This window comes from Rhodococcus sp. WWJCD1, from assembly GCF_002258735.1.
In the GTDB taxonomy this organism is placed as follows: Bacteria; Actinomycetota; Actinomycetes; order Mycobacteriales; family Mycobacteriaceae; genus Rhodococcoides.
Map to the genome: position 1 here is coordinate 94,837 of NZ_NOXY01000031.1, position 22,345 is coordinate 117,181.

Sequence of the window (22,345 nt, forward strand, 5' to 3'; positions counted from 1 at the left end):
ACACGGTCCTCAGATCGGGCGGAACTGCCCCACTGCGAAGCCGCTCACCAACACGGCAGTTCCTCCGATTTCGCCGATGATCAGCGCCACCATGAACACGTGAGTTCCCGCGACCGGGTGGACGAACTGGTTCTCGGTGTCACGCCGAATACCGTGCACGGTGTATCCGGCGATCGCGCCCACGAAGAACAGCAACACCACCGATGCCGCGGTCAGATCGACCGGAACCGGCCAGGCACTGAAGTGCGCCAGGACTGCCAGCACCAGCGCGGCGAACGAGTACATCAGCGCCGCTCGGTGGGCGATGTCGACGTATCGATGCGCCGTCCCGTCCGCCGAGGTCGACATCTGGCGATATTTCAGCACCCCCAACCCCAGAGCCCACAGCAACAGAAGACCGGCCGCGAGGACGATCACCTTCGTATCCAGCTCCAACTGCATCTTCGGCTCCCCCACTCGATTACGCGCCGAAGGTAGCACCGTCGCCTGCTTTGTTACCGTTCGGCAATGCCTGTCGATCCCGGACTGTCCCAGCGCGCGCACGGAGTCAGATTCGAGTGGGGTCTCTCGGGGGCCGATTCCATCGTCGACGGGGCGGACATCGCCGTGATCGTCGACGTCCTGTCGTTCACGACGACGCTGACGGTGGCGATGGATGCGGGTATCGACGTGATTCCGTGCCGATGGCGCGACGACCGAGCTTCGCAGCTGGCCGAGGAGTTCGACGCAGTCCTCGCCGTCGGCCGATCGGCAGGCTCTCCGGGCCGGATCAGCCTGTGCCCGGCCAGTATCCGAAACACTCCACCACCAGCCCGTCTGGTGTTGCCGTCACCCAACGGCTCCACCATCGCCTACGAACTCGCGAGCCGGGCCGGGCTGTTCATAGGCGCATCGTTGAGAAATGCCGCGGCGGTCGCGACGTGGATACGTGCCGAGAACCCGACCGCCGTGATTGCCGTCATAGCGTCAGGTGAACGGTGGCCCGACGCATCACTTCGTCCCGCAGTCGAGGACCTGTGGGGAGCGGGTGCGGTCATCGCCGAACTTCTCGATTCCGGAGCAGCCGACGCGTCTGCGGAGGCGGTGGCGGCAGCAGCGGCGTGGCGGGCCGTGAAGCAGGATGTGGCCTCCGAGCTGCTGCGATGCGCGTCCGGACAGGAATTGAACGCGATGGGGCATCCCGAGGACGTGGTGATCGCCGCCGAGACCGGCTCGAGTGGCTGCGTTCCGATTCTGCGCGACGGAATGTTCGTCGACGCAACTCGTCGACGGACGATCGCGGGTTCGACAGAGAGCTGAATCGCCGAGCCGACACGGCCGATTATGTCCGATATTTGGATCGGGACCCCTGATCACGGATCATACGGTGGTGAGTACGGAACGAGTCGCCCCGAAGACCACCGTCGTTGTACCGACGTACAACGAGCGCGAGAACCTTCCCAAGCTCGTCGAGTTGCTCGCCGGGTTGAAGGTGGAGGGGCTCGGCGTGCTGGTCGTCGACGACAATTCACCCGACGGCACCGGCGACATTGCCGACAAACTGGCCATCGACGGCCCTCTCGACATCAGTGTTCTCCACCGCACCGAGAAGAACGGACTCGGCCGCGCATACGTCGCGGGTATGACGCGGGCTCTCGACGAAGGCGCGGACATCGTGATCCAGATGGATGCCGATCTCTCGCACCCCACCGAGGTGATCCCGGCGATGATCGACAAGCTGAACACCACCGATGCGGCCGTGGTTCTCGGATCGCGATACGTTCCCGGCGGTGCCGTTGCCGCAGATTGGCCCTGGCACCGCAAAGCGCTGTCGGCCTGGGCGAACTTCTACGTCAACACGATTCTGCGACTCGGCGTCAAGGACGCGACAGCAGGATTCAAAGCATGGCACGCACGCACCCTGCGCACCATCGATGTGGCGTCGGTCGAGAGCAACGGGTACGCGTTCCAGGTCGAGATGAACTACCGGACCGTCAAGCACGGCCTCACTCTCGCCGAGGTGCCGATCACGTTCGAGGAGCGTAGCGAGGGCGAATCCAAGATGAGCCTGTCGGTCCAGCTCGAATCGGCCTTGGTGCCGTGGAAGTTGTTGCTGGGCAAGAAGAAGCTGTAACCGGCGCACCGGCCGCCATCACGGCGTGAAGCGTCGGAATCCGCCTTCGGCCCCGATGACCTGACCGGTGATCGAACCCGAATCGGGCGAGAGCAACATCGCCACGACGGCGGCGGCCTCTTCCGGTGAGTTCCACCGACCGCGCGGCATGTGACGCTCTACGAATTCGCTCAGATCTGCGCTGGCCCAGCCGGTATCGGTGGGACCCGGATTGATCGTGTTGACCGTGATGCCTTGCTCGATCACCGCATCGGCCAGGGTCGGGGTGATCGACGCGATGGCACCCTTGCTCACCGCGTAAGGAATCTCTGTCGGCATGGGCCCCTGGTCCTGGCCAGAGGTGAACAGTACGACGCGACCACCATAGGGATGATCGACGTAGCGCCGCGCGAATTCCTGCACCAGAAGCAGAGACGCTCGCACATTCACCGCCCACGTCCGGTCGAGCGATTCCGCCGTCATCGAACCCAGATCACCCAGCTGCGACCGCGCATGGTTGACCACCAGAGAATCGATGCTGCCGAGCGTGGATTCCGCCGCGTCGAACAGGGTTGCCGGTGCCGCCGGATCCACGAAATCGATGTCGAGGTGGCCGAGCCTGTCGGTGGCGGTGGACAACTCGGCCAACACCTCCTGTGCTCCCGGTGTGCCGGCTCCCCACGGCTCGGTGATGTCGTAGCCGTCGCACGAGTGCGCAAAGACGCGGGTGCTCTCGTCACGCAACAGCCGGCGGGTGATGGCGAAACCGATTCCCTCCCGCCGACCGACACCGGTCACGAGGACTGTTCTGCCGCGTGCGTGCGCGTCCGAGGTCATGCCGCGTCCTTGACCGTCGCGGCGTACACGTCGACGTACTCCTGCCCCGACAGGGTCGCCAGCGCTGCCATCACCTCATCGGTGGTAGCCCGCAGAATGGCTCTACTGTTCTCTCCCCCTGCGTATCTCGTGAAATCCAATGGTTCGCCGACGACCATGCGCACCTTTCCCGGACGCCACATCCTCGAACCCACCGGGTTGACTCCGAGCGTCCCGTGCATCACCACCGGCACTACGGGCGCTCCGGTCTCGATCGCCACTCTCGCCAGCCCGGTCTTGCCCTTGTACAACCGGCCGTCGGGAGATCGCGTCCCTTCCGGGTACACCGCCCACACCTTCCGTTGTCGCAGAATGTTTTTCGCAGCATCGAGCGCCGGAGCAGAAGCATCCGCCCCGCGGCGGTCGACGGGAACCTGACCAGTCGCGCTGTAGAACCAACGAAGCGCCGCGCCCTTGATTCCCCGGCCGGTGAAGTACTCGCTCTTGGCGATGAACGTGACCCGGCGACGAACCAGGAGGACGAGAAAGAACGAGTCGACGACCGTGAGGTGGTTGCCGGCGATGATCACCGGTCCCGTCGTCGGGAGATTGCCTCCACCGACCACCGACGGGCGTCCGAGGATTCGGAGAATCGGGCCGATCAACACATATTTGAAGAGCAGATACCACATCGATCGATCCTCTCGGCTGGACATCGTCACGGCCGAGAGTAGACAATGTCTACGTGCCAGACAACCTTCGGACGCGGCTGATCGACGCGGGTGTACGCCTACTCGACAGCGAGGGACCGGAAGGGTTGACCATCAGAGCGGTCACTCGCGAGGCCGGCGTCTCTCACGGCGCTCCCAGGCGGTACTTTCCGACGCTGAGCGCACTCGCCGCGGCCGTGGCCCGAGTCGGCCTCGTCGATCTCGGGACCGCGCTGAATTCTGCTGCACAACAGTCGGATTCACCCAGAGATGCTGTGGATGCGATGGCGCACGCGTACGTGCAATTCGCAGCGCAGCGCCCGGCGATGTTCGCTCTCATCTTTCGACACGACCTGCTCGCCGGCTCCGGTGAGAATCTGCGACAACAGTCGCGCCCCCTCTTCGAAGCACTCACCTCGACACTCGGCACCGTCGCGCCGGAAAATCCACAGTTCACAGCGATGAGACTGTGGACCTCCGTGCACGGAATAGCCGCGCTGCACTCCACCCGAGCATTCGAACCGATCACTGACACCTCGGCAGTGCCGGACCTGATCCGCTGTGCAGTGCGCGACGTGATCGCAGACGCTAGCGAACCAGGGACCTGACCGATGCCGGCAACTGACGAGCGTTCTTGTACGGACCGACCACCGCGGCACCGAACGGACGATCGAGCAGCACGGCGGCGACCTCGCGCACCTCGTCGTTGCCGACGCTGTCGATACGCGAGAGCGTGTCGGTGATGTCGCGGTGATTGCCGTAGTTCAGTTCGCTACGACCGATACGGTTCATCCGGGAGCCCGAATCTTCCAGGCCCAGAACCAGTCCGCCGCGCAACGAGCCCTTCGCGCGAGCACACTCCGCATCGGTGATGCCCTCGGCCGCAACCTTGGCCAAGACCTCACGAATCACCGTGGTGACCTCGCCGAGGTTATCCGGCTGGCATCCCGCGTACACCGAGAACGCACCGCTGTCGGCAAACGTGTCCACCGAGGAGTACACCGAGTAAGCCAGTCCGCGCTCTTCCCTGATCTCCTGGAACAGGCGAGAACTGAGCCCACCGCCGACAGCCGAATTGAGCACGGACAACGCCCAGCGATGCCCTTCGTGTCGACCGAACGCCCGCACACCCAGGCACAGATGCGCCTGCTCGCTCTCACGGGTGGTCAGGCTCAACGTGGGAGCGTTGCGTAATCGTGCTGTGCCACCGCGCCTTTCGGCCGGCCGCGCACCCTTCTCCAGATGGCCGGAGAATGCGCGGCGCACGAGCGAGACGATCTGCTTGTGATCGACGTTGCCTGCGACCGCCACGACCATGCGCTGCGGGGTGTAGCGGCGAACGTGAAACGAGTGCAGTTGGGAACGGGTCATCGATTCGATGGATTCGACGGATCCGATGATCGGACGCCCGATGGGGTGATCACCGAACATCGCTTCCAGGAAGGCATCTCCCAGCAGATCCTCGGGATCGTCGTCGCGCATGGAGATCTCTTCGAGAACCACCTGCCGCTCGACGTCCACATCCGCCGATCTACACCGACCGCGAAGCACCACATCGCTGACCAAATCGATGGCGAGTGCCACGTCCTCGTCGAGCACGTGCGCATAGAAACACGTGCTCTCCTTGGAGGTGAATGCGTTCAGCTCTCCCCCGACACCGTCCATCACCTGGGCGATCTCGAGCGCACTGCGCGTCGGCGTCGACTTGAACAGCAGATGTTCGAGGAAGTGCGCGGCTCCGGCAACACTCGGTTGCTCGTCGCGTGAGCCCACTCCGACCCACACTCCGACCGACGCCGAGCGAACGCCGGGAACGAACTCGGTGACGACCCGAAGCCCGCCGGGCAGAGTCGTGCGTTGCACGCCGGCATCGATGGCGACGTTGTCCGTAACGGCCGAACGGTACGACCCGAGGGGACGTACCGTTCGGCTCGGTTGCTTCTTACTCAGCGCTGGCCTCGGCGGGTGCCTCGGGAGCGTCGGCAGGAGCAGCTGCGTTGTCGTCTTCGACGGGAACGAGGCTGATCTTGCCGCGGTTGTCGATATCGGCGATCTCGACGCGCAACTTGGATCCGACGCTCACGACGTCCTCGACCTTGTTGATGCGCTTGCCGTTACCGAGCTTCGAGATGTGCACCAGTCCGTCGCGGCCCGGGAGCAGCGAGACGAACGCACCGAAAGCCGTTGTCTTGACGACGGTTCCGAGGAATCGCTCGCCGACCTTCGGCAGCTGCGGGTTGGCGATGGCGTTGATCATGTCGATCGCGGCCTGTGCGGACGGGCCGTCCGCCGCACCGACGTAGACAGTGCCGTCATCTTCGATCGAGATGTTGGCACCGGTCTGCTCGGTGATGGAGTTGATCATCTTGCCCTTGGGCCCGATGACCTCGCCGATCTTGTCGACCGGCACCTTGATCGCGGTGACGCGAGGTGCGTACGGGCTCATCTCGTCCGGGGTGTCGATGGCCTCGGCCATGACCTCGAGGATCGTCGTGCGAGCATCCTTGGCCTGCGACAGCGCGCCGGCGAGCACCTTGGAGGGGATGCCGTCGAGCTTGGTGTCGAGCTGCAGCGCCGTGACGAAGTCCTTGGTTCCGGCGACCTTGAAGTCCATGTCGCCGAACGCATCCTCGGCACCGAGGATGTCGGTGAGGGCGACGTAACGGGTCTCGCCGTCGACCTCGTCGGACACGAGGCCCATGGCGATACCCGCAACCGGGGCACGCAACGGCACACCGGCATTGAGCAGCGACAGGGTCGAGGCGCAGACCGAGCCCATCGAGGTCGAGCCGTTCGAGCTCAGTGCCTCGGAGACCTGGCGGATGGCGTACGGGAACTCTGCCTGGCTGGGCAGAACCGGCAGCAGAGCGCGCTCGGCGAGCGCGCCGTGACCGATCTCGCGACGCTTCGGCGAACCGACGCGGCCGGTCTCACCGGTGGAGTACGGCGGGAAGTTGTAATGGTGCATGTAGCGCTTGGACGTCTCGGGCCCGAGCGAATCGACCTGCTGCGCCATCTTGACCATGTCGAGGGTGGTGACGCCCAGGATCTGGGTCTCGCCGCGCTCGAAGAGAGCCGATCCGTGGGTACGCGGGATGATCGCGACCTCGGCGGACAGCGACCGGATGTCGGTGATGCCGCGACCGTCGATACGGAAGTGGTCGGTGAGGATGCGCTGGCGAACCGACTTCTTGGTCAGTGCACGGAATGCGGCACCGATCTCCTTCTCCCGGCCGGCGAAGCTGTCTCCGACCGAGGTGAGAACCTGAGCCTTGACCTCGTCGAGCTTGCTCTCGCGCTCGGCCTTGCCTGCAATGGTCAGCGCCTCGTTCAGCGGGATCTTCGCGGCGTTCTCGACGGCCTCGAAGACGTCCGACTGGTACGCCGGGAAGACCGGGTAGTCGCCGGTGGGCTTGGCGGCCTTGGACGCGAGCTCCTGCTGTGCGGTGCACAGGGCAGCGATGAAGGGCTTCGAAGCCTCGAGGCCCTCGGCGACGACTGCTTCGTTGGGGGCGGTAGCGCCACCCTCGATGAGCTCGATGACGTTCTCGGTGGCCTCGGCTTCGACCATCATGATGGCGACATCTGCGTCGGCACCGGAGCCGGAGACGATGCGACCCGCGACGACCATGTTGAACACGGCCTTCTCGAGCTGCTCGTTGGTCGGGAAGGCGACCCACTGCTTGTCGATCAGTGCGACGCGAACGCCACCGATCGGGCCGGAGAACGGCAGGCCGGCGATCTGAGTCGAGGCCGATGCCGCGTTGATCGCGACGACGTCGTACAGATCGGCGGGGTTGAGGCTCAGGACGGTGATGACGACCTGGATCTCGTTGCGCAGTCCGTCGACGAACGTCGGACGCAGCGGCCGGTCGATCAGGCGGCAGGTGAGGATGGCGTCGGTGGACGGACGGCCCTCACGACGGAAGAACGATCCGGGGATCCGGCCCGCGGCGTACATGCGCTCTTCGACGTCGACCGTCAACGGGAAGAAATCGAATCCCTCACGGGGGTGCTTGCCTGCGGTCGTTGCCGACAGCAGCATGGTGTCCTCGTCGAGGTACGCGGCGACTGCGCCAGCGGCCTGCTGTGCGAGGCGGCCGGTCTCGAAGCGGATGGTCCGCTTGCCGAACGTGCCGTTGTCGATGATCGCAGTGGCTTCGTAGACGCCTTCTTCGACGTCCAAGGTTGTGGTTTCCGACATGTGTTCTGTTCTCGTCCTCTCGTCTTTGCCGTGCCCGCGTGGACACACCACGAGCCCTCCTGGCTGTGGCGGCATACCTGTGCCGTCCATCTCCGAGATCTCTCGGGACGCGGCTGCGCGGAGGCGGCCATCGATCGAAGCCCACCGGATCTCGTATCCGAAAGGCCACTACCGAAGACCGTCACCACGGCGTGACAGGCATACACGGCGGTGTGCGGATGCCGTGCATCCGCTTTCTCGTGCTGGCGAAACTGTTCTTGCGGTACAAACACAGATAGCCAACGAGGAACAGTCTAAGCACTGCCTCGTTGGCTACTGCACTATTGCTGCGAGTCCGGTGTACACCGGCGCGTCGAACCGTGCATCGGTGACAACCTCGCGTCGATGCGAATTATCGACGCAGACCCAGACGCTCGATGAGCGAGCGGTAGCGGGTGACGTCGACCTTGGCGATGTACTTGAGCAGACGACGACGACGTCCGACCAGCAGCAACAGGCCGCGGCGGGAGTGGTGATCGTGCTTGTGCATCTTGAGGTGCTCGGTCAAGTCGACGATGCGCTTGGTGAGCATTGCAACCTGCGCCTCGGGCGAGCCCGTGTCGGTGGGGTGCAAGCCGTACTCGCCGAGAACGGCCTTCTTCTGTTCGGTGGTCAATGCCACTGGTACTACTCCTGATCAATGACGTCCGCGTGAAAGGAAGCAACGCGTCCCGCCGAACGAACGAGCGGGATCGAAGCCGGTACAGCCGCCGCGGACCGCAGCGAGCACCGAGGGGACAGCCTATCAGGCTGTGCTCGTCGCCAGAATGGAGCGGGCACGATCGGCGTCGCGGCCCATTTCCTCCACGAGCGCTTCCATCGAATCGAATTTCTCCATCCCGCGCAGCCGCTCGACGAAATCGACCGCCACATGCTGCCCGTACAGGTCGGCCTCACCGTCGAGCACGAACGCCTCGACAGTCCTGGTACGACCCGAGAACGTGGGATTGGTGCCCACCGACACCGCGGCAGGATGTCGCTCCCCCGGCGTGACCGTCCCCATGATCGGACCCGGCCCCAGCACGGTGAACCATGCCGCGTAGACGCCGTCGGCGGGAATGGCGGAGTACATGGGCGGCGCGACATTGGCTGTCGGATAACCCATTTGGCGACCTCGGCCGTCACCGTGCACAACGACACCCTCGACGCGGTGCGGTCGCCCGAGCGCGGCAGTGGCTGCAGCGACATCACCGGCGTCCACGCACGATCTGATGTACGTCGAGGAGAACGTCACGGCGTGCTCGGCGAGCAGGTTGACTCCGTCGACTGCGAATCCGGACCGTTCGCCGATCTTGCGCAGCATCGGGACGGTACCGAGTGCCTTCTTCCCGTAGGTGAAGTTCTCGCCTACGACCACTTCGGCAACGTGCAGGCGTTCGATCAGGATCTCGTGGACGTATCGCTCGGGGGTCAGTTTCATCAGCTCGGGCGTGAACGGCATGACACAGAACACGTCGATTCCCAGTTCCTCGGCGAGTTCGGCTCGCCTCGTCAGGGTCGTCAACTGAGCAGGGTGACTCCCCGGCCGCACGACTTCCATCGGGTGAGGATCGAACGTCATGAGCACGCTGGGAACGCCGCGCTTCTTCGCAGCGGCCACCGCTCGGCCGATCAGTTGCGCGTGTCCGCGATGAACGCCGTCGAAGACGCCGATCGTGAGCACGCACCGACCCCAGTCGGCAGGTACATCGTCGAGACCTCGCCATCTCTGCACACCGCGAAGCCTACGGCCCGACGGCCGCTCGGTCACTCTCGGCCAGGCGTGTCGCACATGGCAGGTATGGACAAAAAGGTATCCCCACGGTAAATATTTCGGGGTGCCTAACTTTTTTCTTCGCACGAGTGGATTTCGCACTCGACGCGTCGTCGTGAGCTGGGTGGTGGCCGGTCTCCTGGTCGTGGCGTCGACCAGCTGTGCCCGCGCCGTGGGCGACGACGATCCGACTGCACTCGACGACGGCAGACCGCTCGTACTGACGACGTTCACCGTCCTCGCCGACATGGCCGCGAACGTCGCCGGTGAACACCTGCGAGTGGAATCGATCACAAAACCCGGTGCGGAGATTCACGGCTACGAGCCGACCCCGGGAGACCTCCGCACTGCCGAGCAGGCCGAGCTGATCCTGGACAACGGACTCGGACTCGAATCATGGTTCGCGAAGTTCGTCGAACGTGTTCCCGCACCGCACGCCGTAGTGAGTGCGGACGTGGAGCCGGTCTACATTCGCGACGATGCCTACGCGGGAAAGGCGAACCCACACGCCTGGATGTCGCCGGTCGTCGCCGAGACCTACGTGCAGAACATCGCCGACGCGTTCGTCGCACTCGACCCCGCCAACACCGACGACTACCGAGCGAACGCGGTCGCGTACATCGGACAACTCCGCGAGGTCGGTACCGAACTCGACGCCGACCTCTCCGCACTGCCCGAACGTCAGCGTGCACTCGTCACCTGTGAAGGTGCCTTCGGCTATCTGGCCCGTGACTTCGACTTGCAGGAGGCCTACCTGTGGCCGGTCAACGCCGAGCAGGAAGGAACGCCGAAGCAGGTGGTGCGCACCATCGATTTCGTTCGCGACAACGCTGTACCCGCCGTGTTCTGCGAGTCGACCGTCTCGGACAAGGCGCAGCTGCAGGTCGCCGAGGACACCGGCGCTCGATTCGGGGGAAAGCTGTACGTCGACTCGCTGAGCGATGCGTCCGGCCCCGTACCCACATACCTGGATCTACTGCGCTACGACGCACGGTTGATCGCCGACGCACTGGTAGGAGAACAATGACCCGGAAGACTGGGACCCAGCACGACAGGGCCCCGCACGAGAACGGAGCAGCGCTGACGGTCGACACCGTCAACGTGCGATACCGCGACGTCGTGGCTCTCGTCGATGCCAGCCTCACGCTCGCACCAGGGCGGGTGTGCGGGTTGGTCGGCATGAACGGATCGGGCAAGTCGACGCTGTTCAAGGCCGTCATGGGCGTGGTCAAGCCCAACTCCGGCTCGATCACCGTGTTCGGCGGCGACCCCGCCCAGGCGCGCAAAGCAGGCACTGTCAGCTATGTGCCCCAGGCGGAATCGGTCGACTGGACGTTCCCGATCAGTGTGCGAGACGTGGTGATGATGGGCCGATACGGAAAGCAGAATCTTCTCCGTACTCCTCGAGCGGCCGATCGGCGCGCCGTCGACGAGGCCCTGCAGCGCGTCGACCTCGCCGATCTCGCGAACCGACAGATCGGCCAGCTCTCGGGTGGCCAACGCAAGCGCGCGTTCGTTGCCCGCGCCATTGCCCAGGAGGCGTCTTTGCTGTTGCTCGACGAGCCTTTCGCCGGAGTGGACAAGAAGACCGAGGCAACCATTACCCGGCTGCTGCGCGAACTCGCAGCAGACGGTGCATCGGTTCTCGTGTCCACCCATGATCTGCATGCCCTGCCGGACCTGTGCGACGAGGCGATCCTGCTCCAACAGCGGGTGCTGATGCACGGCAGTCCGGTCGAGGTACTTCGCCCCGAGAACCTCGCTCTGGCATTCGGCATAGATCCGACGAGGATCGACGAGCTGGGCGCAGGCACTCCACGACCGGCCCGAACCTCGGAAGCGAGCTGAACCGTGTACGTGATCGACTTTCTCGTGGACCCACTCGAATACACTTTCATGCAACGCGCGCTCCTGGTGACAGTCACCGCCTCGATCGTGTGCGCGGTGCTGAGCTGTTGGCTCGTCCTCATCGGCTGGTCTCTGATGGGCGACGCGGTCTCGCACGCCGTTCTGCCCGGTGTCGCGTTGTCGTATCTGCTCGGTGCACCGTTCGCGATCGGAGCGCTGCTGTTCGCTCTCATCGCGGTCGGTGCCATCGGAGTCGTCCGCAACACCACCATCGTCAAGGAGGACGCTGCGATCGGCGTCGTCTTCACCACCTTGTTCGCGCTCGGCGTCGTCCTGATCTCGAAGTTTCCCAGCCAGATCGACCTCAATCACATCCTGTTCGGCAATCTGCTGGGCGTCTCTCAGGCCGACATGGTGCAGGTGTTCGTCCTGGGTGGAATCGCGCTGACCGTCATGATCGTCAAGCGTCGCGACTTCACGCTCTTCGCCTTCGACCGCACCCAGGCACGCGCCGTCGGAATCAATCCCACGGTGATCTCGGCCGTGATGCTGACCCTGCTGGCGCTGACCACCGTGGTTGCACTCCAGGCCGTCGGAGTGATTCTCGTCGTCGCGATGCTCATCACTCCCGGCGCGTCGGCGTACCTGCTCACACACAGCTTCGGCCGCATGCTCGTGCTGGCACCGCTGATCTCGGTGGGGTGCGCGCTGGTGGGGATCTATGCCAGCTTCTACCTCGACGTGTCCTCGGGAGGCAGCGTCGTGCTCACCCAGGGACTCGTCTTCGTGCTTGCCTACCTGCTGAGCCCATCACAGGGCATCGTCGTCCGCGCCCTGCGACAACGCCGACAGGTGCCGGCTGCTCCGGCCGGGTGAGATGTCTTTTTCCATTGGATTGCCTAAGCTCGGCGGCGTGGCGCAACAAAGAACCGATCCCGCACCGGCCGACGAGGGCGTCCAGCTGTCCGCGGTTGCGCAGGACTATCTCAAGGTCATCTGGACGGCCAGCGAATGGAGCGAGGACTCCGTCAGCACCAAGATGCTCTCCGAGCGCATCGGCGTCTCCGCCTCGACGGTGTCCGAGGCGATTCGCAAGCTCGCCGATCAGGGCATGGTCGACCACGCCCGCTACGGAGCCATCTCACTGACCGAGAAGGGTCGCCTGGCTGCCATCGGCATGGTGCGTCGGCACCGGCTGATCGAGACCTATCTAGTCCGCGAACTGGGCTACGGCTGGGACGAAGTGCACGACGAGGCGGAGATTCTCGAACACGCCGTCTCGGACCTGATGATGGACCGGATCGACGCCAAATTGGGCCACCCCGAACGCGATCCGCACGGAGATCCGATTCCGTCGGTCGACGGTGCGATCGAGACTCCGTCCGCGACCCGCCTGAGCGAGTACCTCGACGGACAGTCCGGCCGAGTCGCCAGAATCTCCGACTCCGATCCTGCGATGCTTCGCTACTTCGATTCGGTCGGTATCACGCTCGACCTGCCGATCACGGTGATCGAACGACGTGACTACGCCGGCACGGTTGCCATCGAACTCGCGCGGGACGATGCCACGGACTCCATCGACCTGGGCCATCGCGCCGCCGAGGCGATCTGGATGGTTCCCGCGAACTGATTGCCGGGCCGGTTCAGTGCCCGCGCAAGGTCGCGGGCCGCACGACCATGACCGAACTGGCGCGCTTGCCCTTCTCCTGAAGCAGAGCGATGGTGTGACCGGTCGGATCGACGGCCGCGTACACCCCATCGATTCCGATCGGATCCAGCCAGCGGCCCTGACTCAGCGATTCCGCCTCGCCCGCATCGATCTGCCGGTGCGGAAAAGCGGTGCGTGCGGCCTCGTCGATATCGAGACTGACGGCCGGGTCCTCGGCCAACTCCTCGAGCGTCCGGGCATGCTCGAGGGTGAAGGGACCGACGCGTGTGCGGCGCAGCACGGTCAGGTGACCGCCGACGCCCAGCGCCGCACCGAGATCTCGCGCCAGCGCGCGCACGTACGTCCCCGACGTGCACTCCACCTCCACATCGAGGTCGACGAAGGTGGCTTCGTGTTCGACGACATCACGCCTGGCCGTCACATCGAATCGGGTGACACTGACGTTCCGGGCGGCAAGGGTGAACTCCTCGCCGGCTCGAGACAGCTTGTGCGCTCGCTGTCCGTCGACCTTGATGGCACTGACACTCGACGGCACCTGCTCGATGTCACCGGTCAACGCCGAGATCGCGGTCGCGATGTCCGAATCGGAGAGGTGCGAGGCCGAGACATCCGCCAGAACGTCACCCTCGGCGTCGTCTGTCGTCGTACTGCGGCCGAGCCGCACCGTCGCGGTGTACGACTTGGTGGTCAGTGAGAGCAGTCCGAGCATCTTGGTCGCCCGCTCCACACCGAGCACCAGCACTCCGGTCGCCATGGGGTCGAGAGTTCCCGCATGGCCGACCTTTCTGGTGCGCAACAGTTTTCGACACGACGCCACGACATCGTGACTCGTCACGCCCGGTCCTTTGTCGACCACCAATAAGCCGGCACCGACGAGACCGGACGAAATCTTTTCGCGAGCACTCACAAGAGAGCATTGTGCCAGGCGCGACCAGCCGGTCGTCACATCACCGAGATTGCCGTCATCACCAGTCCGTTGGCCACCATCCATCGACCGTCGAACGACGTCAGAGGAGGCCCGGAGACGGTATCGCCGGGCACCAGCAGTTCGGATCTGAACGTCCCGGAGATGTCGTCACCGGAGCCGGTGCGCTCGAAGGTGATGTGCGCGTCCTCGAAACCGAGCCACCGTCCGGTCAACGGCTCCCAGGCCTTGTACGTCGCTTCCTTGGCGCAGAACAACACTCGATCCCAGTGCACGTCCTCGCGGCCCGCGGTCGCGAGCCAGTCTCGCTCTGCCTCGAGGCTCACCGCCTCCAGCACACCGTCGGGTAGAGGCCCGTGCGGCTCGGCGTCGATGCCGACCGATCGCACCTGCATCGAATAGGCCAATACGGCACCGCGATAACCGTCGCAGTGCGTCAACGATCCGACCACACCCTTCGGCCACTGTGGCGCACCGGATTTGCCTCGCATGATCGGTGCGGGCTCCACGCCCAGCTTTCCCATCGCCACTCGAGCACAGTGCCGAGCCGAGGTGAACTCACGCTTGCGCTTGTCCACAGCCTTGGCGACCAACGGGGCTTCGAGTGGATGGGGCACCAAATCCGGTGGGTCGACGAACAGTTCGGCCGAGACCACACCGTTCGGAAGTATGGATTCGATCACTTGCCCGCCCTCATCTTCTCTACTTCTGCTTCCATCTCGGGAGTCACGGTGAAGTGCCCGCCCCATTTGTTCAACGACCCCGGCGGATACTCGGGAACCGGAAGAATTTGCCGCAGAACGTTCTTCGGCAGTCCACGGCGCTGCCACTCGCGCGGGTAGCCCACCGACACCTCCTCGAAGCGAACGCCGTCGTAGTAGGTGGTACGCGGAATGTGCAGGTGCCCGTACACCGAGCAGATCGCGTTGTACCTCGTGTGCCAATCCGCCGTGAGAGTCGACCCGCACCACAGCGCGAACTCCGGGTAGAAGAGCACCTCGGTCGGCTGACGGACCATCGGAAAGTGGTTGATCAGCACCGTGGGAACGGTTGTATCGAGGGCATCGAGCCGGTCACGAGTGGCGTCGATGCGCGCATGGCACCACGCATCCCGCGTGGCATACGGCTGCGAGGACAGCAGAAATTCGTCCGTGGCGACGACGTTCTTCTCTCGCGCGATCGCCAGCCCGTGCTCCTTGTCCCGAGCTCCCTGCGGCAGGAAGGTGTAGTCGTACAGCAGAAACATCGGCACTATCGTCGCCGGACCACCCTCTCCCTCCCACAGCAGGTACGGATCCTCCGGAGTGACGACGTCGATCTCACGGCACAGGTTGACCAAGTACTCGTATCGGGCTGCTCCGTGGATCTGGACGGGATCTTTCACCGTCGTCCACAGCTCGTGGTTTCCGGGAACCCAGATGACCTTCGCGAAACGACTGCGCAGCAGTTCGAGCGCCCACTTGATGTCGTCGGTCTTCTCCGACACGTCACCGGCCACGATCAGCCAGTCGTCGGGAGACTCGGGGAAGATGTCCTCGGTGACGGGCTTGTTGCCCCGATGTCCGACGTGAATGTCGCTCACTGCCCACAGCTTCGCTGCCACTGATGACCCCTTCCGATCCGTTCGGCCGTCGACGTCGAGTCGCCGAACCGTCCGAGAACGTATCAACGCTCAATCCTCCACGGAGATTCCGCGGCGCATCCAGGCGGGGTGAAGCGGTAGCTCCCGTCATGACCGACGGTCCCGGCCGCACTGGAGGCAATCCGCTCGTCGTCACCGCAGATTCGGGTATATGGTGCCTTTCATGACTTTTTTGCGGACGACCAAGACAGCGCGGGTGTCGCGATGACGGTGCCTCCGGTCCGCATTCGAGACGCTGCCGCACTGCTCGGCGTCAGTGACGACACCGTGCGGAGGTGGATCGACGGCGGCACACTCGCCTCGTTCGAGGACGAGACAGGGCGCAAGGTGATCGCCGGCAGTGACCTCGCCGCTTATGCCCGCCAGCATGCCGCGCCCCCACCCGAAGTGGCCTCCGGCGGCAGTTCTGCCCGCAACCGACTGGTCGGGCTCGTCACCGGGGTCGTCTCGGACACGGTGATGAGCGAGGTCACCATGCAGTGTGGGCCCTTTTCCATCGTGTCCCTGATGAGTACCGAGTCCGTTCGTGAACTCGGACTGGAGCCGGGCAAGGTGACCGTCGCGGTCGTCAAGGCCACCACGGTCATCGTCGAGACACCCTAGATCGCAGGAGATTTCAGTGCAGACACTCAGACCGGCATTCGTGGCTCTCGTTGCCGTCACTCTTGTCCTCACCGGATGCGACAGGGCATCCGAATCCGGTGCCTCCGATCCGGCCGCGACCGGCAATACCGTCGGGGGTGACATCACCGTCTTCGCCGCAGCATCCCTGCGAGCGACGTTCACCGAACTGGGTACGCGCTTCGAGGCCGAGCACCCCGGCACCTCGGTCGAGTTCAGCTTCGCCGGATCCTCCGATCTGGCCACGCAGCTGATCTCCGGTGCACCCGCCGATGTCTTCGCCTCCGCGGATACGAAGAACATGACGAAGGCGGTCGACGCCGGCGTGGTGGCAGGTGATCCCGTCGACTTCGCCTCGAACACCCTGACCATCGTCACCGCGCCGGGCAACCCGGATCGCATCACGTCGTTCGCCGATCTGGCGAACCCCGACATTCTGACGGTGATCTGTGCACCTCAGGTGCCGTGCGGTGCGGCGACGGCAGCCGTGGAAGCCGCGACCGGCACGGACATCCCGGCGGTGAGCGAGGAATCGTCGGTCACCGATGTACTGGGCAAAGTCACGTCGGGTCAAGCCGATGCCGGGCTGGTGTACGTCACAGACGCAGCAGGGTCGGGTGACTCCGTGACAGCAGTGCCGTTCGCGGAATCGAGCGAAGCCGTCAACACCTATCCGGTTGCGACAATGAATGGGTCCGAGAACGACGCCACCGCTCGCGCGTTCGCCGAGTTCGTCACCGGACCGGTCGGCCGAGACGTCCTCGCCCGAGCCGGCTTCGCCGCTCCGTGACCGTACGCGTCGCCGATGGCGGGCGATCGGCGGTAGGGGTACCGCTGTGGATCTTCGTTCCGGCGACCGTCGGCGCGCTGGTCGTCGTGGCACCCCTTGCCGCGATGTTCACCCGCATCGACTGGTCGAACTTCGTCGGTCTCGTCACCTCGGAGTCTGCGGTCGCAGCGCTGGTCCTGAGCCTGAAGACGGCCACAGCCAGTACGGTGATGTGCGTGCTGCTGGGTGTACCGATGGCAATCGTGCTCTCCCGCAGCACTGTTCGTGGCCTGTCGGTACTCCGCTCCCTGGTCGTACTCCCTCTGGTCCTGCCTCCGGTGGTCGGCGGTATCGCGTTGCTCTACACATTCGGCCGTCAAGGCCTGCTCGGCGAACATCTCGAAGCGTTCGGAATCCGAATCGCGTTCACCACCTCCGCCGTCGTGTTGGCGCAGGTGTTCGTGTCGCTGCCGTTTCTCGTCGTGAGCGTCGAAGGCGCACTGCGTACGGCCGGAAGTCGCTACGACGTGGTTGCGGCGACTCTGGGGGCAACGCCGACCACTGTTCTACGCCGCGTCACCGTTCCCTTGATCTTGCCTGGATTGATATCCGGTACCGTTCTCGCGTTCGCACGCGCACTCGGCGAATTCGGAGCGACCTTGACCTTCGCGGGCTCGCTCGAAGGAGTCACCCGAACCCTGCCGCTGGAGATCTATCTACAGCGCGAGGCCGATCCCGATGCCGCGGTGGCGCTGTCGCTGGTGCTGATCCTGGTTGCTGCCGTCGTCGTCGTCACCGCGCGCGGTACTCGATCGTCGGGTTCGCTGTGAGCTCGCTGCACGTTCGCGCCACTGTCGATGTCCGCGGCGTCGACATCGAACTCGACGTCGAAGAGGGTGAAACGGTCGCCGTCCTCGGCCCCAACGGGGCCGGCAAATCCACACTGCTGGAGCTGGTGTCGGGGTCGGTGGTGCCCGACGACGGCATCGTCCGACTCGGCGAGGACACGTTGACCGACACCTCGTCGAAGACCTTCGTTCCGATCCACGCGCGAGGTGTTGCCACTCTCGCGCAGGACGCACTCCTGTTTCCCCACATGGACGCTCGAACGAACGTCGCCTTCGCGCCGCGGAGCGCGGGTGAGAGCCGAGCGTCCTCGAAGACTGTGGCCGATACGTGGCTGGCCGCGGTAGGAGCCTCTCATCTGGCCGACCGTCGCCCGGACCAATTGTCCGGTGGCCAAGCCCAACGCATAGCGATCGCACGCGCTCTTGCCGCCGATCCTCGACTACTGCTGCTCGACGAACCCCTTGCGGCGTTGGACGTCGAGACAGCACCGGCGCTCCGCAGAGTGCTGCGATCGGTAGTGCGCGACAGGTCCCGCACGGCGCTGATCGTCACCCACGATCTGCTCGACGTCGTCGCGTTGGCCGATTCCGTCGCGATCGTCGACGGCGGGCGCGTGGTGGAGCGGGGCTCGGTTGCCGAGGTACTCGCGGCTCCCCGAAGCGAATTCGGTGCCCGAATCGCCGGAGTCAACCTGCTCTCCGGCCGTGCGGCCGACGCCGACGGCACGACCGCACTGACCACGAGCTGGGGCTTGACGGTCCACGGATCAGGGCAACACGTCACCGGGACGTCGCTGGTCGCGGTCTTCTCCCCCGCCGCTGTCTCGGTGCACCCGACAGCCCCCCATGCCAGCCCACGGAACGTTTTCGAGGTCGTGATCGACGAGATGGAGGTGCAGGGCTCCGGCATTCGCGTCCGATCTCGTCCGCATCCCGACGGCTCGCCCGGAATGGCCGCCGACATCACCCCCGCAGCGGTCTCCGATCTGGGGCTCGAGCCGGGGCGCAGCGTGTATTTCGTGGTGAAGAGCCTCGAAGTTGCTCTGCATCCCGCGTTGCCGTCACCGTCGTAATTGACGATCGCTGCCGATCACCAGCCACTTACCGGACAGCACTCGTCCGGCCACCGCGAGCATGCGCAAGGCGACGAAAACACCGAGTCCGATCCAGATCCCCACCAAGCCCCAGTCGAAGACCAGAGCGGACCAGATGAACGGCAGGAACCCCACGACGGCACATGCCATGGTGGCGTTCCGCAGGAACGCTGCATCGCCACTGCCGAGCAGCACTCCGTCCAACGCGAACACCACGCCGGCAATGGGAATGATCGCCACGAGGATCCACCAGATCGCATGCATCTGATCGACGACCGACGCATCGGTGGTGAACAGGCCTGGGACGAACGAACGCCCGACGGCGAACACACCGGCCAGGACCACAGCGAATACGGTCGACCATGCCGTCAAGCGCCATGCCAGTGCGCGCGCATCCTCGGTTCGGCCGGCACCCAACGCAGCCCCGACGAGGGTCTGCGCGGCAATTGCCAACGAATCGAGCATGAGTGACACCAGGTTCCACATGTGCAGCACCACCTGGTTCGCGGCGACCGAGGCGGCCCCGAATCTCGACGCGACCGCGGCTGCAGAGAGGAAGCAGGCCTGAAACGCGAGGCTGCGCACGATGAGATCGCGACCGAGTACCAACTGCGCACGCATCACCGACCATCGCGGACGCAGTTCGGTGCTTTCTCGAACCACCGCGACGACGAACAATGCACCGGCGACGCCCTGACCGATCACGTTGGCCACAGCCGATCCGACCAGCTCCAATCGTGGGAATCCGAACAACCCGTGAACCAGAAGCGGGCACAGTACCGCCGACACACCGAAGCCGAGCACAACGAAACGTAGCGGTGTCACGGTGTTCTGAACACCGCGCATCCACCCGTTTCCGGCCAACGAGATCAGGATGAACGGCACACCCAACAGCGCGATGCGCAGCCACGCGATCGCCTCGGCGGCGATGTCGCCACCTCCGGTCAACACCGACACCACCGGCTCGGCCGCGAGTTGCACGACCGCCACGATGACGACCCCGAGCCCGAATGCCAACCAGGTTGCTTGAACCCCCTCGCCTACGGCGTCGTGTTCGCGCCCGGCACCGTGCATACGAGCGGCTCGGGCAGTCGTGCCATAGGACAGGAAGGTCAACTGGGTGCTGACCTGTGCGAGTACCAAACCACCGATTGCCAAGCCGGCGAGCGCCAGAGCGCCGAGTCGGCCGACCACCGCGGCATCGAACAACAGGTAGAGAGGCTCTGCGGCGAGGACGCCGAGAGAGGGAAGGGACAAGCCGAGTATTCGACGAGCAGTGACCGGCGAGGAACTCACGACGTGGACAAGGCTCCGCGCAGAGCGTCGATCACATCGCCGAGTTCACCGGTCGCGGTGTAGCCGGCCGCGTTGCGGTGTCCGCCACCTCCGAGGGCACACGCCACCGCCGACACATCCACCTCGGTCTTGGACCGCAACGACACCACCCAGACCGTGCCGAAGTCCTGCTGCTTGAGCACGGCAGCCACTTCGGCTTCGGACGTGGTGCGGACGATGTCGATGACACTCTCGATCTCTTCCGACCGCAATCCGGCCGCGTCTTCACTGCGGATGACCGCGTACACCAACCCGCGCCCGTCGGCCGCCTCGGGAATCAACGATGCCGAACCGAGCACCGACCCGAGCATCGGCAGCCACTCGAACGGGTGAGTATCGAGCAGCTTGCGCGCGATGTGTGCGCCGTCGATCCCCGTCGCCAGCAGTCGCTCGGCCAGCAGATGCGAACCCGGGCGAACCCATCGGAACGAACCGGTGTCGGTGACCAGGCCGGCGAACAGCAGGTGCGCCAGATCGGCGTCGATCTCGACACCCCACTGGTCGAACAGCCGCGCGATCACAGCAGTCGTCGACTCCGCTGACGCATGCACCACGTTGACCGTTCCGAATCGGGTGTTGCTGCGGTGATGATCGATGACGAGGCTGGTCGACGCAGAATCGAGCCGGTCACCCAACGACCCCAGCCGGCCCCGACTTCCGGCGTCGACCGTGACGACCAGATCCACCGTGTCGGCCACCTTGTCGGCGTCGACCAGCAGGTGCCGGCCGGGCAGCTCGTTCATCGACTCGGGCAGAAAAGCCGGCGCTGCGAAGGCCACTTGCACATCGGTGCCACGACGTTCGAGTACCGAGCCGAGCGCCAGCCCGCTACCGATCGTGTCTGCGTCGGGCTGCACGTGGCACAGAACGGTCACCGAGGATGCACGTTCGAGCATCTCGATCGCCCGCGCCAGATCCTCGTCCTGCTGCGACTCTGCCCCCGAACCATCGGACATGTCAGTCGGCTTCGGCCGGCTCGACGTCTGCAGGAGTGGAGCCTGCGGAATGACCATCCAAGTCTGCGACTTCGCGCGGAGCTTTGTACGGGTCCGGGTCTCCGGCAGGTTTGGCGTTCGCACGCGCACGGGCCAGTTCCTCGTCGGCCACGCGGGCGCGTTCGAGAAGGTCTTCCATGTGGCGCGCGGTGTCGGGCACCGTGTCGGTCACGAACGTCAAGGTCGGTGTGTACCGCACACCCGTTCCGGCTCCGACCTTCGAGCGCAGCACACCCTTGGCCTTCTCCAGTCCTGCCGCGGCAGCCTGCAGGTCGGGCGGAGTATCGAGGTCTTCACCCATCACGGTGTAGTACACCGTGGCGTCGTGCAGGTCAGCGGTGACTTTGGTGTCGGTGATGGTCACGAACGCGAGCCGCGGATCTTTGATCTCGTGATCGATCGCCGTCGCAACGATGGCAGCGATTCGCTTGGACAACTTACGAGCCCTGGCCTGATCCACCACGACAATCACACTCCTCTTTCATGGCCGGACGTCGACCGAAGTGCGACGTCCCGGCGGCTGCGATGTACACGCCTGCCGAACAGTGCTCGACAGGACTTCCCGAATCAATCCTCGGGTCCGAATATTCTCCGACGTACTGCCAACAATTCCAGATCGTGGCGTTCGGCGACGTGCCGTTCGCATTCGTCCAGCTTGTCGTGCAGCAGGTCCACATCGGTACCAGCGGCCGCGACTCCCAGCAACGACCGTCGAATACGTTCTCGTTCACCGGTTTCCGCAGCCGACACTCCCAGCCTTTGCAGATCACCCAGTACCGGTTCCATCATCGACCGCTTCTCGGCCAGCGAACGTACGTCCCCCAACAACACGTCCAACTCCAGAGCACCCAGATACACGCTGACGTCCTTCGATCGGCTCCGACGACAAAGCCGGTGGCGGTACAACTGTCGTACCACCACCGGCTCGAAAGTCGGAGCGCAGTGTCACTCCCCTGGCTTCACCACCGAGCCGACGCGACCGGAT

General features: G+C 64.7%; 25 protein-coding genes. 11 read left to right on the forward strand and 14 right to left on the reverse strand.

Translation table 11 applies throughout. The features are described from left to right. Positions 1-9 precede the first annotated feature (9 nt). Positions 10-441 carry a hypothetical protein gene (locus tag CH286_RS23460; protein WP_032403234.1) on the reverse strand — a complete coding sequence of 144 codons (432 nt, stop codon included), beginning with the start codon at positions 439-441 and terminating at the stop codon, positions 10-12. Between the two features lie 66 nt (positions 442-507). On the opposite strand from CH286_RS23460, the gene CH286_RS23465 reads away from it, so the two are divergent. After that, a complete protein-coding gene (locus CH286_RS23465) occupies positions 508-1,299 on the forward strand; it encodes a 2-phosphosulfolactate phosphatase (RefSeq protein ID WP_094610522.1) in 792 nt (263 codons plus the stop codon). A gap of 70 nt (positions 1,300-1,369) precedes the next feature. Beyond that, positions 1,370-2,113, forward strand: a complete 744-nt coding sequence (locus CH286_RS23470) for a polyprenol monophosphomannose synthase (protein ID WP_032403616.1) — start codon at positions 1,370-1,372, stop codon at positions 2,111-2,113. Between the two features lie 18 nt (positions 2,114-2,131). Here the strand turns inward: CH286_RS23470 and CH286_RS23475 are convergent, their stop codons facing one another. Next, a complete protein-coding gene (locus CH286_RS23475) occupies positions 2,132-2,929 on the reverse strand; it encodes an SDR family oxidoreductase (protein WP_094610523.1) in 798 nt (265 codons plus the stop codon). Beyond that, positions 2,926-3,600, reverse strand: coding sequence for a lysophospholipid acyltransferase family protein (locus CH286_RS23480; protein WP_094610524.1), 675 nt, complete (start codon positions 3,598-3,600; stop codon positions 2,926-2,928). Before CH286_RS23480 ends, CH286_RS23475 begins: the two co-directional genes overlap by 4 nt. Positions 3,601-3,653: 53 nt before the next feature. Between CH286_RS23480 and CH286_RS23485 the strand changes: the two genes are divergently transcribed. Next, positions 3,654-4,226, forward strand: a complete 573-nt coding sequence (locus tag CH286_RS23485) for a TetR/AcrR family transcriptional regulator (RefSeq protein ID WP_094610525.1) — start codon at positions 3,654-3,656, stop codon at positions 4,224-4,226. On the opposite strand, the gene CH286_RS23490 is transcribed toward CH286_RS23485, so the two are convergent. The 4 genes from CH286_RS23490 to CH286_RS23505 all read right to left on the reverse strand — a co-directional run bounded on the left by CH286_RS23490 (position 4,207) and on the right by CH286_RS23505 (position 9,575). Beyond that, entirely contained in the window at positions 4,207-5,493 is a 1,287-nt protein-coding gene (locus CH286_RS23490; protein ID WP_255182763.1) for a M16 family metallopeptidase, read from the reverse strand. The genes CH286_RS23485 and CH286_RS23490 overlap by 20 nt on opposite strands. A gap of 67 nt (positions 5,494-5,560) precedes the next feature. Beyond that, positions 5,561-7,822: a polyribonucleotide nucleotidyltransferase gene (locus CH286_RS23495; protein WP_094610526.1), complete on the reverse strand. Its 2,262-nt coding sequence runs from the start codon at positions 7,820-7,822 to the stop codon at positions 5,561-5,563. Between the two features lie 391 nt (positions 7,823-8,213). Next, positions 8,214-8,483 (reverse strand): 30S ribosomal protein S15, encoded by a 270-nt coding sequence (rpsO, locus tag CH286_RS23500; protein WP_027496764.1) that lies wholly within the window; start codon positions 8,481-8,483, stop codon positions 8,214-8,216. A 123-nt stretch (positions 8,484-8,606) separates the two neighbouring features. Then, complete coding sequence (locus tag CH286_RS23505; RefSeq protein WP_170944831.1) at positions 8,607-9,575, reverse strand: bifunctional riboflavin kinase/FAD synthetase; 969 nt, start codon at positions 9,573-9,575, stop codon at positions 8,607-8,609. A gap of 154 nt (positions 9,576-9,729) precedes the next feature. Between CH286_RS23505 and CH286_RS23510 the strand changes: the two genes are divergently transcribed. The 4 genes from CH286_RS23510 to CH286_RS23525 are packed head-to-tail and all read left to right on the forward strand — an operon-like array spanning position 9,730 to position 13,092. After that, positions 9,730-10,641: a metal ABC transporter substrate-binding protein gene (locus CH286_RS23510; RefSeq protein WP_094610527.1), complete on the forward strand. Its 912-nt coding sequence runs from the start codon at positions 9,730-9,732 to the stop codon at positions 10,639-10,641. After that, positions 10,638-11,462 (forward strand): metal ABC transporter ATP-binding protein, encoded by an 825-nt coding sequence (locus CH286_RS23515; RefSeq protein ID WP_052058479.1) that lies wholly within the window; start codon positions 10,638-10,640, stop codon positions 11,460-11,462. The genes CH286_RS23510 and CH286_RS23515 overlap by 4 nt, the downstream gene beginning before the upstream one ends. A 3-nt stretch (positions 11,463-11,465) precedes the next feature. Then, entirely contained in the window at positions 11,466-12,338 is an 873-nt protein-coding gene (locus CH286_RS23520; RefSeq protein ID WP_037173976.1) for a metal ABC transporter permease, read from the forward strand. 19 nt (positions 12,339-12,357) lie between these two features. Beyond that, positions 12,358-13,092: a metal-dependent transcriptional regulator gene (locus CH286_RS23525; protein ID WP_032378212.1), complete on the forward strand. Its 735-nt coding sequence runs from the start codon at positions 12,358-12,360 to the stop codon at positions 13,090-13,092. A gap of 13 nt (positions 13,093-13,105) precedes the next feature. Here CH286_RS23525 and truB read toward each other — a convergent pair whose 3' ends face one another. From truB to CH286_RS23540, 3 genes are read right to left on the reverse strand one after another with little or no spacing between them, the layout of a single operon-like run. Then, positions 13,106-14,038 carry a tRNA pseudouridine(55) synthase TruB gene (truB, locus tag CH286_RS23530; protein ID WP_094610633.1) on the reverse strand — a complete coding sequence of 311 codons (933 nt, stop codon included), beginning with the start codon at positions 14,036-14,038 and terminating at the stop codon, positions 13,106-13,108. Between the two features lie 35 nt (positions 14,039-14,073). Continuing rightward, entirely contained in the window at positions 14,074-14,739 is a 666-nt protein-coding gene (gene npt / locus CH286_RS23535; RefSeq protein ID WP_032403226.1) for a 4'-phosphopantetheinyl transferase Npt, read from the reverse strand. Then, complete coding sequence (locus CH286_RS23540) at positions 14,736-15,659, reverse strand: metallophosphoesterase family protein (RefSeq protein ID WP_094610529.1); 924 nt, start codon at positions 15,657-15,659, stop codon at positions 14,736-14,738. Before CH286_RS23540 ends, npt begins: the two co-directional genes overlap by 4 nt. Positions 15,660-15,902: 243 nt before the next feature. Between CH286_RS23540 and CH286_RS23545 the strand changes: the two genes are divergently transcribed. Genes CH286_RS23545 through CH286_RS23560 form a run of 4 tightly spaced genes read left to right on the forward strand, consistent with a single transcriptional unit; the run spans position 15,903 to position 19,009 of the window. After that, entirely contained in the window at positions 15,903-16,301 is a 399-nt protein-coding gene (locus tag CH286_RS23545; protein WP_032403224.1) for a TOBE domain-containing protein, read from the forward strand. A gap of 16 nt (positions 16,302-16,317) precedes the next feature. Further along, complete coding sequence (gene modA / locus CH286_RS23550) at positions 16,318-17,109, forward strand: molybdate ABC transporter substrate-binding protein (RefSeq protein ID WP_176458328.1); 792 nt, start codon at positions 16,318-16,320, stop codon at positions 17,107-17,109. Further along, a complete protein-coding gene (locus CH286_RS23555) occupies positions 17,106-17,918 on the forward strand; it encodes an ABC transporter permease (protein WP_094610530.1) in 813 nt (270 codons plus the stop codon). Before modA ends, CH286_RS23555 begins: the two co-directional genes overlap by 4 nt. Beyond that, positions 17,915-19,009, forward strand: a complete 1,095-nt coding sequence (locus CH286_RS23560; RefSeq protein WP_094610531.1) for a sulfate/molybdate ABC transporter ATP-binding protein — start codon at positions 17,915-17,917, stop codon at positions 19,007-19,009. Before CH286_RS23555 ends, CH286_RS23560 begins: the two co-directional genes overlap by 4 nt. Here CH286_RS23560 and CH286_RS23565 read toward each other — a convergent pair. The 4 genes from CH286_RS23565 to CH286_RS23580 all read right to left on the reverse strand — a co-directional run bounded on the left by CH286_RS23565 (position 18,998) and on the right by CH286_RS23580 (position 22,218). Beyond that, a complete protein-coding gene (locus CH286_RS23565; protein WP_094610532.1) occupies positions 18,998-20,326 on the reverse strand; it encodes an MATE family efflux transporter in 1,329 nt (442 codons plus the stop codon). The two genes, CH286_RS23560 and CH286_RS23565, sit on opposite strands and share 12 nt — an antisense overlap. Continuing rightward, positions 20,323-21,321: a DHH family phosphoesterase gene (locus CH286_RS23570; protein ID WP_094610533.1), complete on the reverse strand. Its 999-nt coding sequence runs from the start codon at positions 21,319-21,321 to the stop codon at positions 20,323-20,325. Before CH286_RS23570 ends, CH286_RS23565 begins: the two co-directional genes overlap by 4 nt. 1 nt (position 21,322) lies before the next feature. Continuing rightward, the gene (rbfA, locus tag CH286_RS23575; RefSeq protein ID WP_052058494.1) at positions 21,323-21,823 is read right to left on the reverse strand and encodes a 30S ribosome-binding factor RbfA; all 501 of its coding nucleotides are present in this window, start codon (positions 21,821-21,823) and stop codon (positions 21,323-21,325) included. A gap of 104 nt (positions 21,824-21,927) precedes the next feature. Next, positions 21,928-22,218 carry a DUF503 domain-containing protein gene (locus CH286_RS23580; protein ID WP_032377081.1) on the reverse strand — a complete coding sequence of 97 codons (291 nt, stop codon included), beginning with the start codon at positions 22,216-22,218 and terminating at the stop codon, positions 21,928-21,930. Positions 22,219-22,345: the final 127 nt, after the last annotated feature.

What these genes read in the sequence shown, in the direction of transcription:
- CH286_RS23480 (WP_094610524.1), bottom strand. Translation starts at nt 3,600, where the DNA reads ATGTGGTATCTGCTCTTCAAATATGTGTTGATCGGCCCGATTCTCCGA.
- CH286_RS23460 (WP_032403234.1), bottom strand. Translation starts at nt 441, where the DNA reads ATGCAGTTGGAGCTGGATACGAAGGTGATCGTCCTCGCGGCCGGTCTT.
- CH286_RS23515 (WP_052058479.1), top strand. Translation starts at nt 10,638, where the DNA reads ATGACCCGGAAGACTGGGACCCAGCACGACAGGGCCCCGCACGAGAAC.
- CH286_RS23475 (WP_094610523.1), bottom strand. Translation starts at nt 2,929, where the DNA reads ATGACCTCGGACGCGCACGCACGCGGCAGAACAGTCCTCGTGACCGGT.
- CH286_RS23545 (WP_032403224.1), top strand. Translation starts at nt 15,903, where the DNA reads ATGACGGTGCCTCCGGTCCGCATTCGAGACGCTGCCGCACTGCTCGGC.
- CH286_RS23495 (WP_094610526.1), bottom strand. Translation starts at nt 7,822, where the DNA reads ATGTCGGAAACCACAACCTTGGACGTCGAAGAAGGCGTCTACGAAGCC.
- CH286_RS23570 (WP_094610533.1), bottom strand. Translation starts at nt 21,321, where the DNA reads ATGTCCGATGGTTCGGGGGCAGAGTCGCAGCAGGACGAGGATCTGGCG.
- CH286_RS23465 (WP_094610522.1), top strand. Translation starts at nt 508, where the DNA reads ATGCCTGTCGATCCCGGACTGTCCCAGCGCGCGCACGGAGTCAGATTC.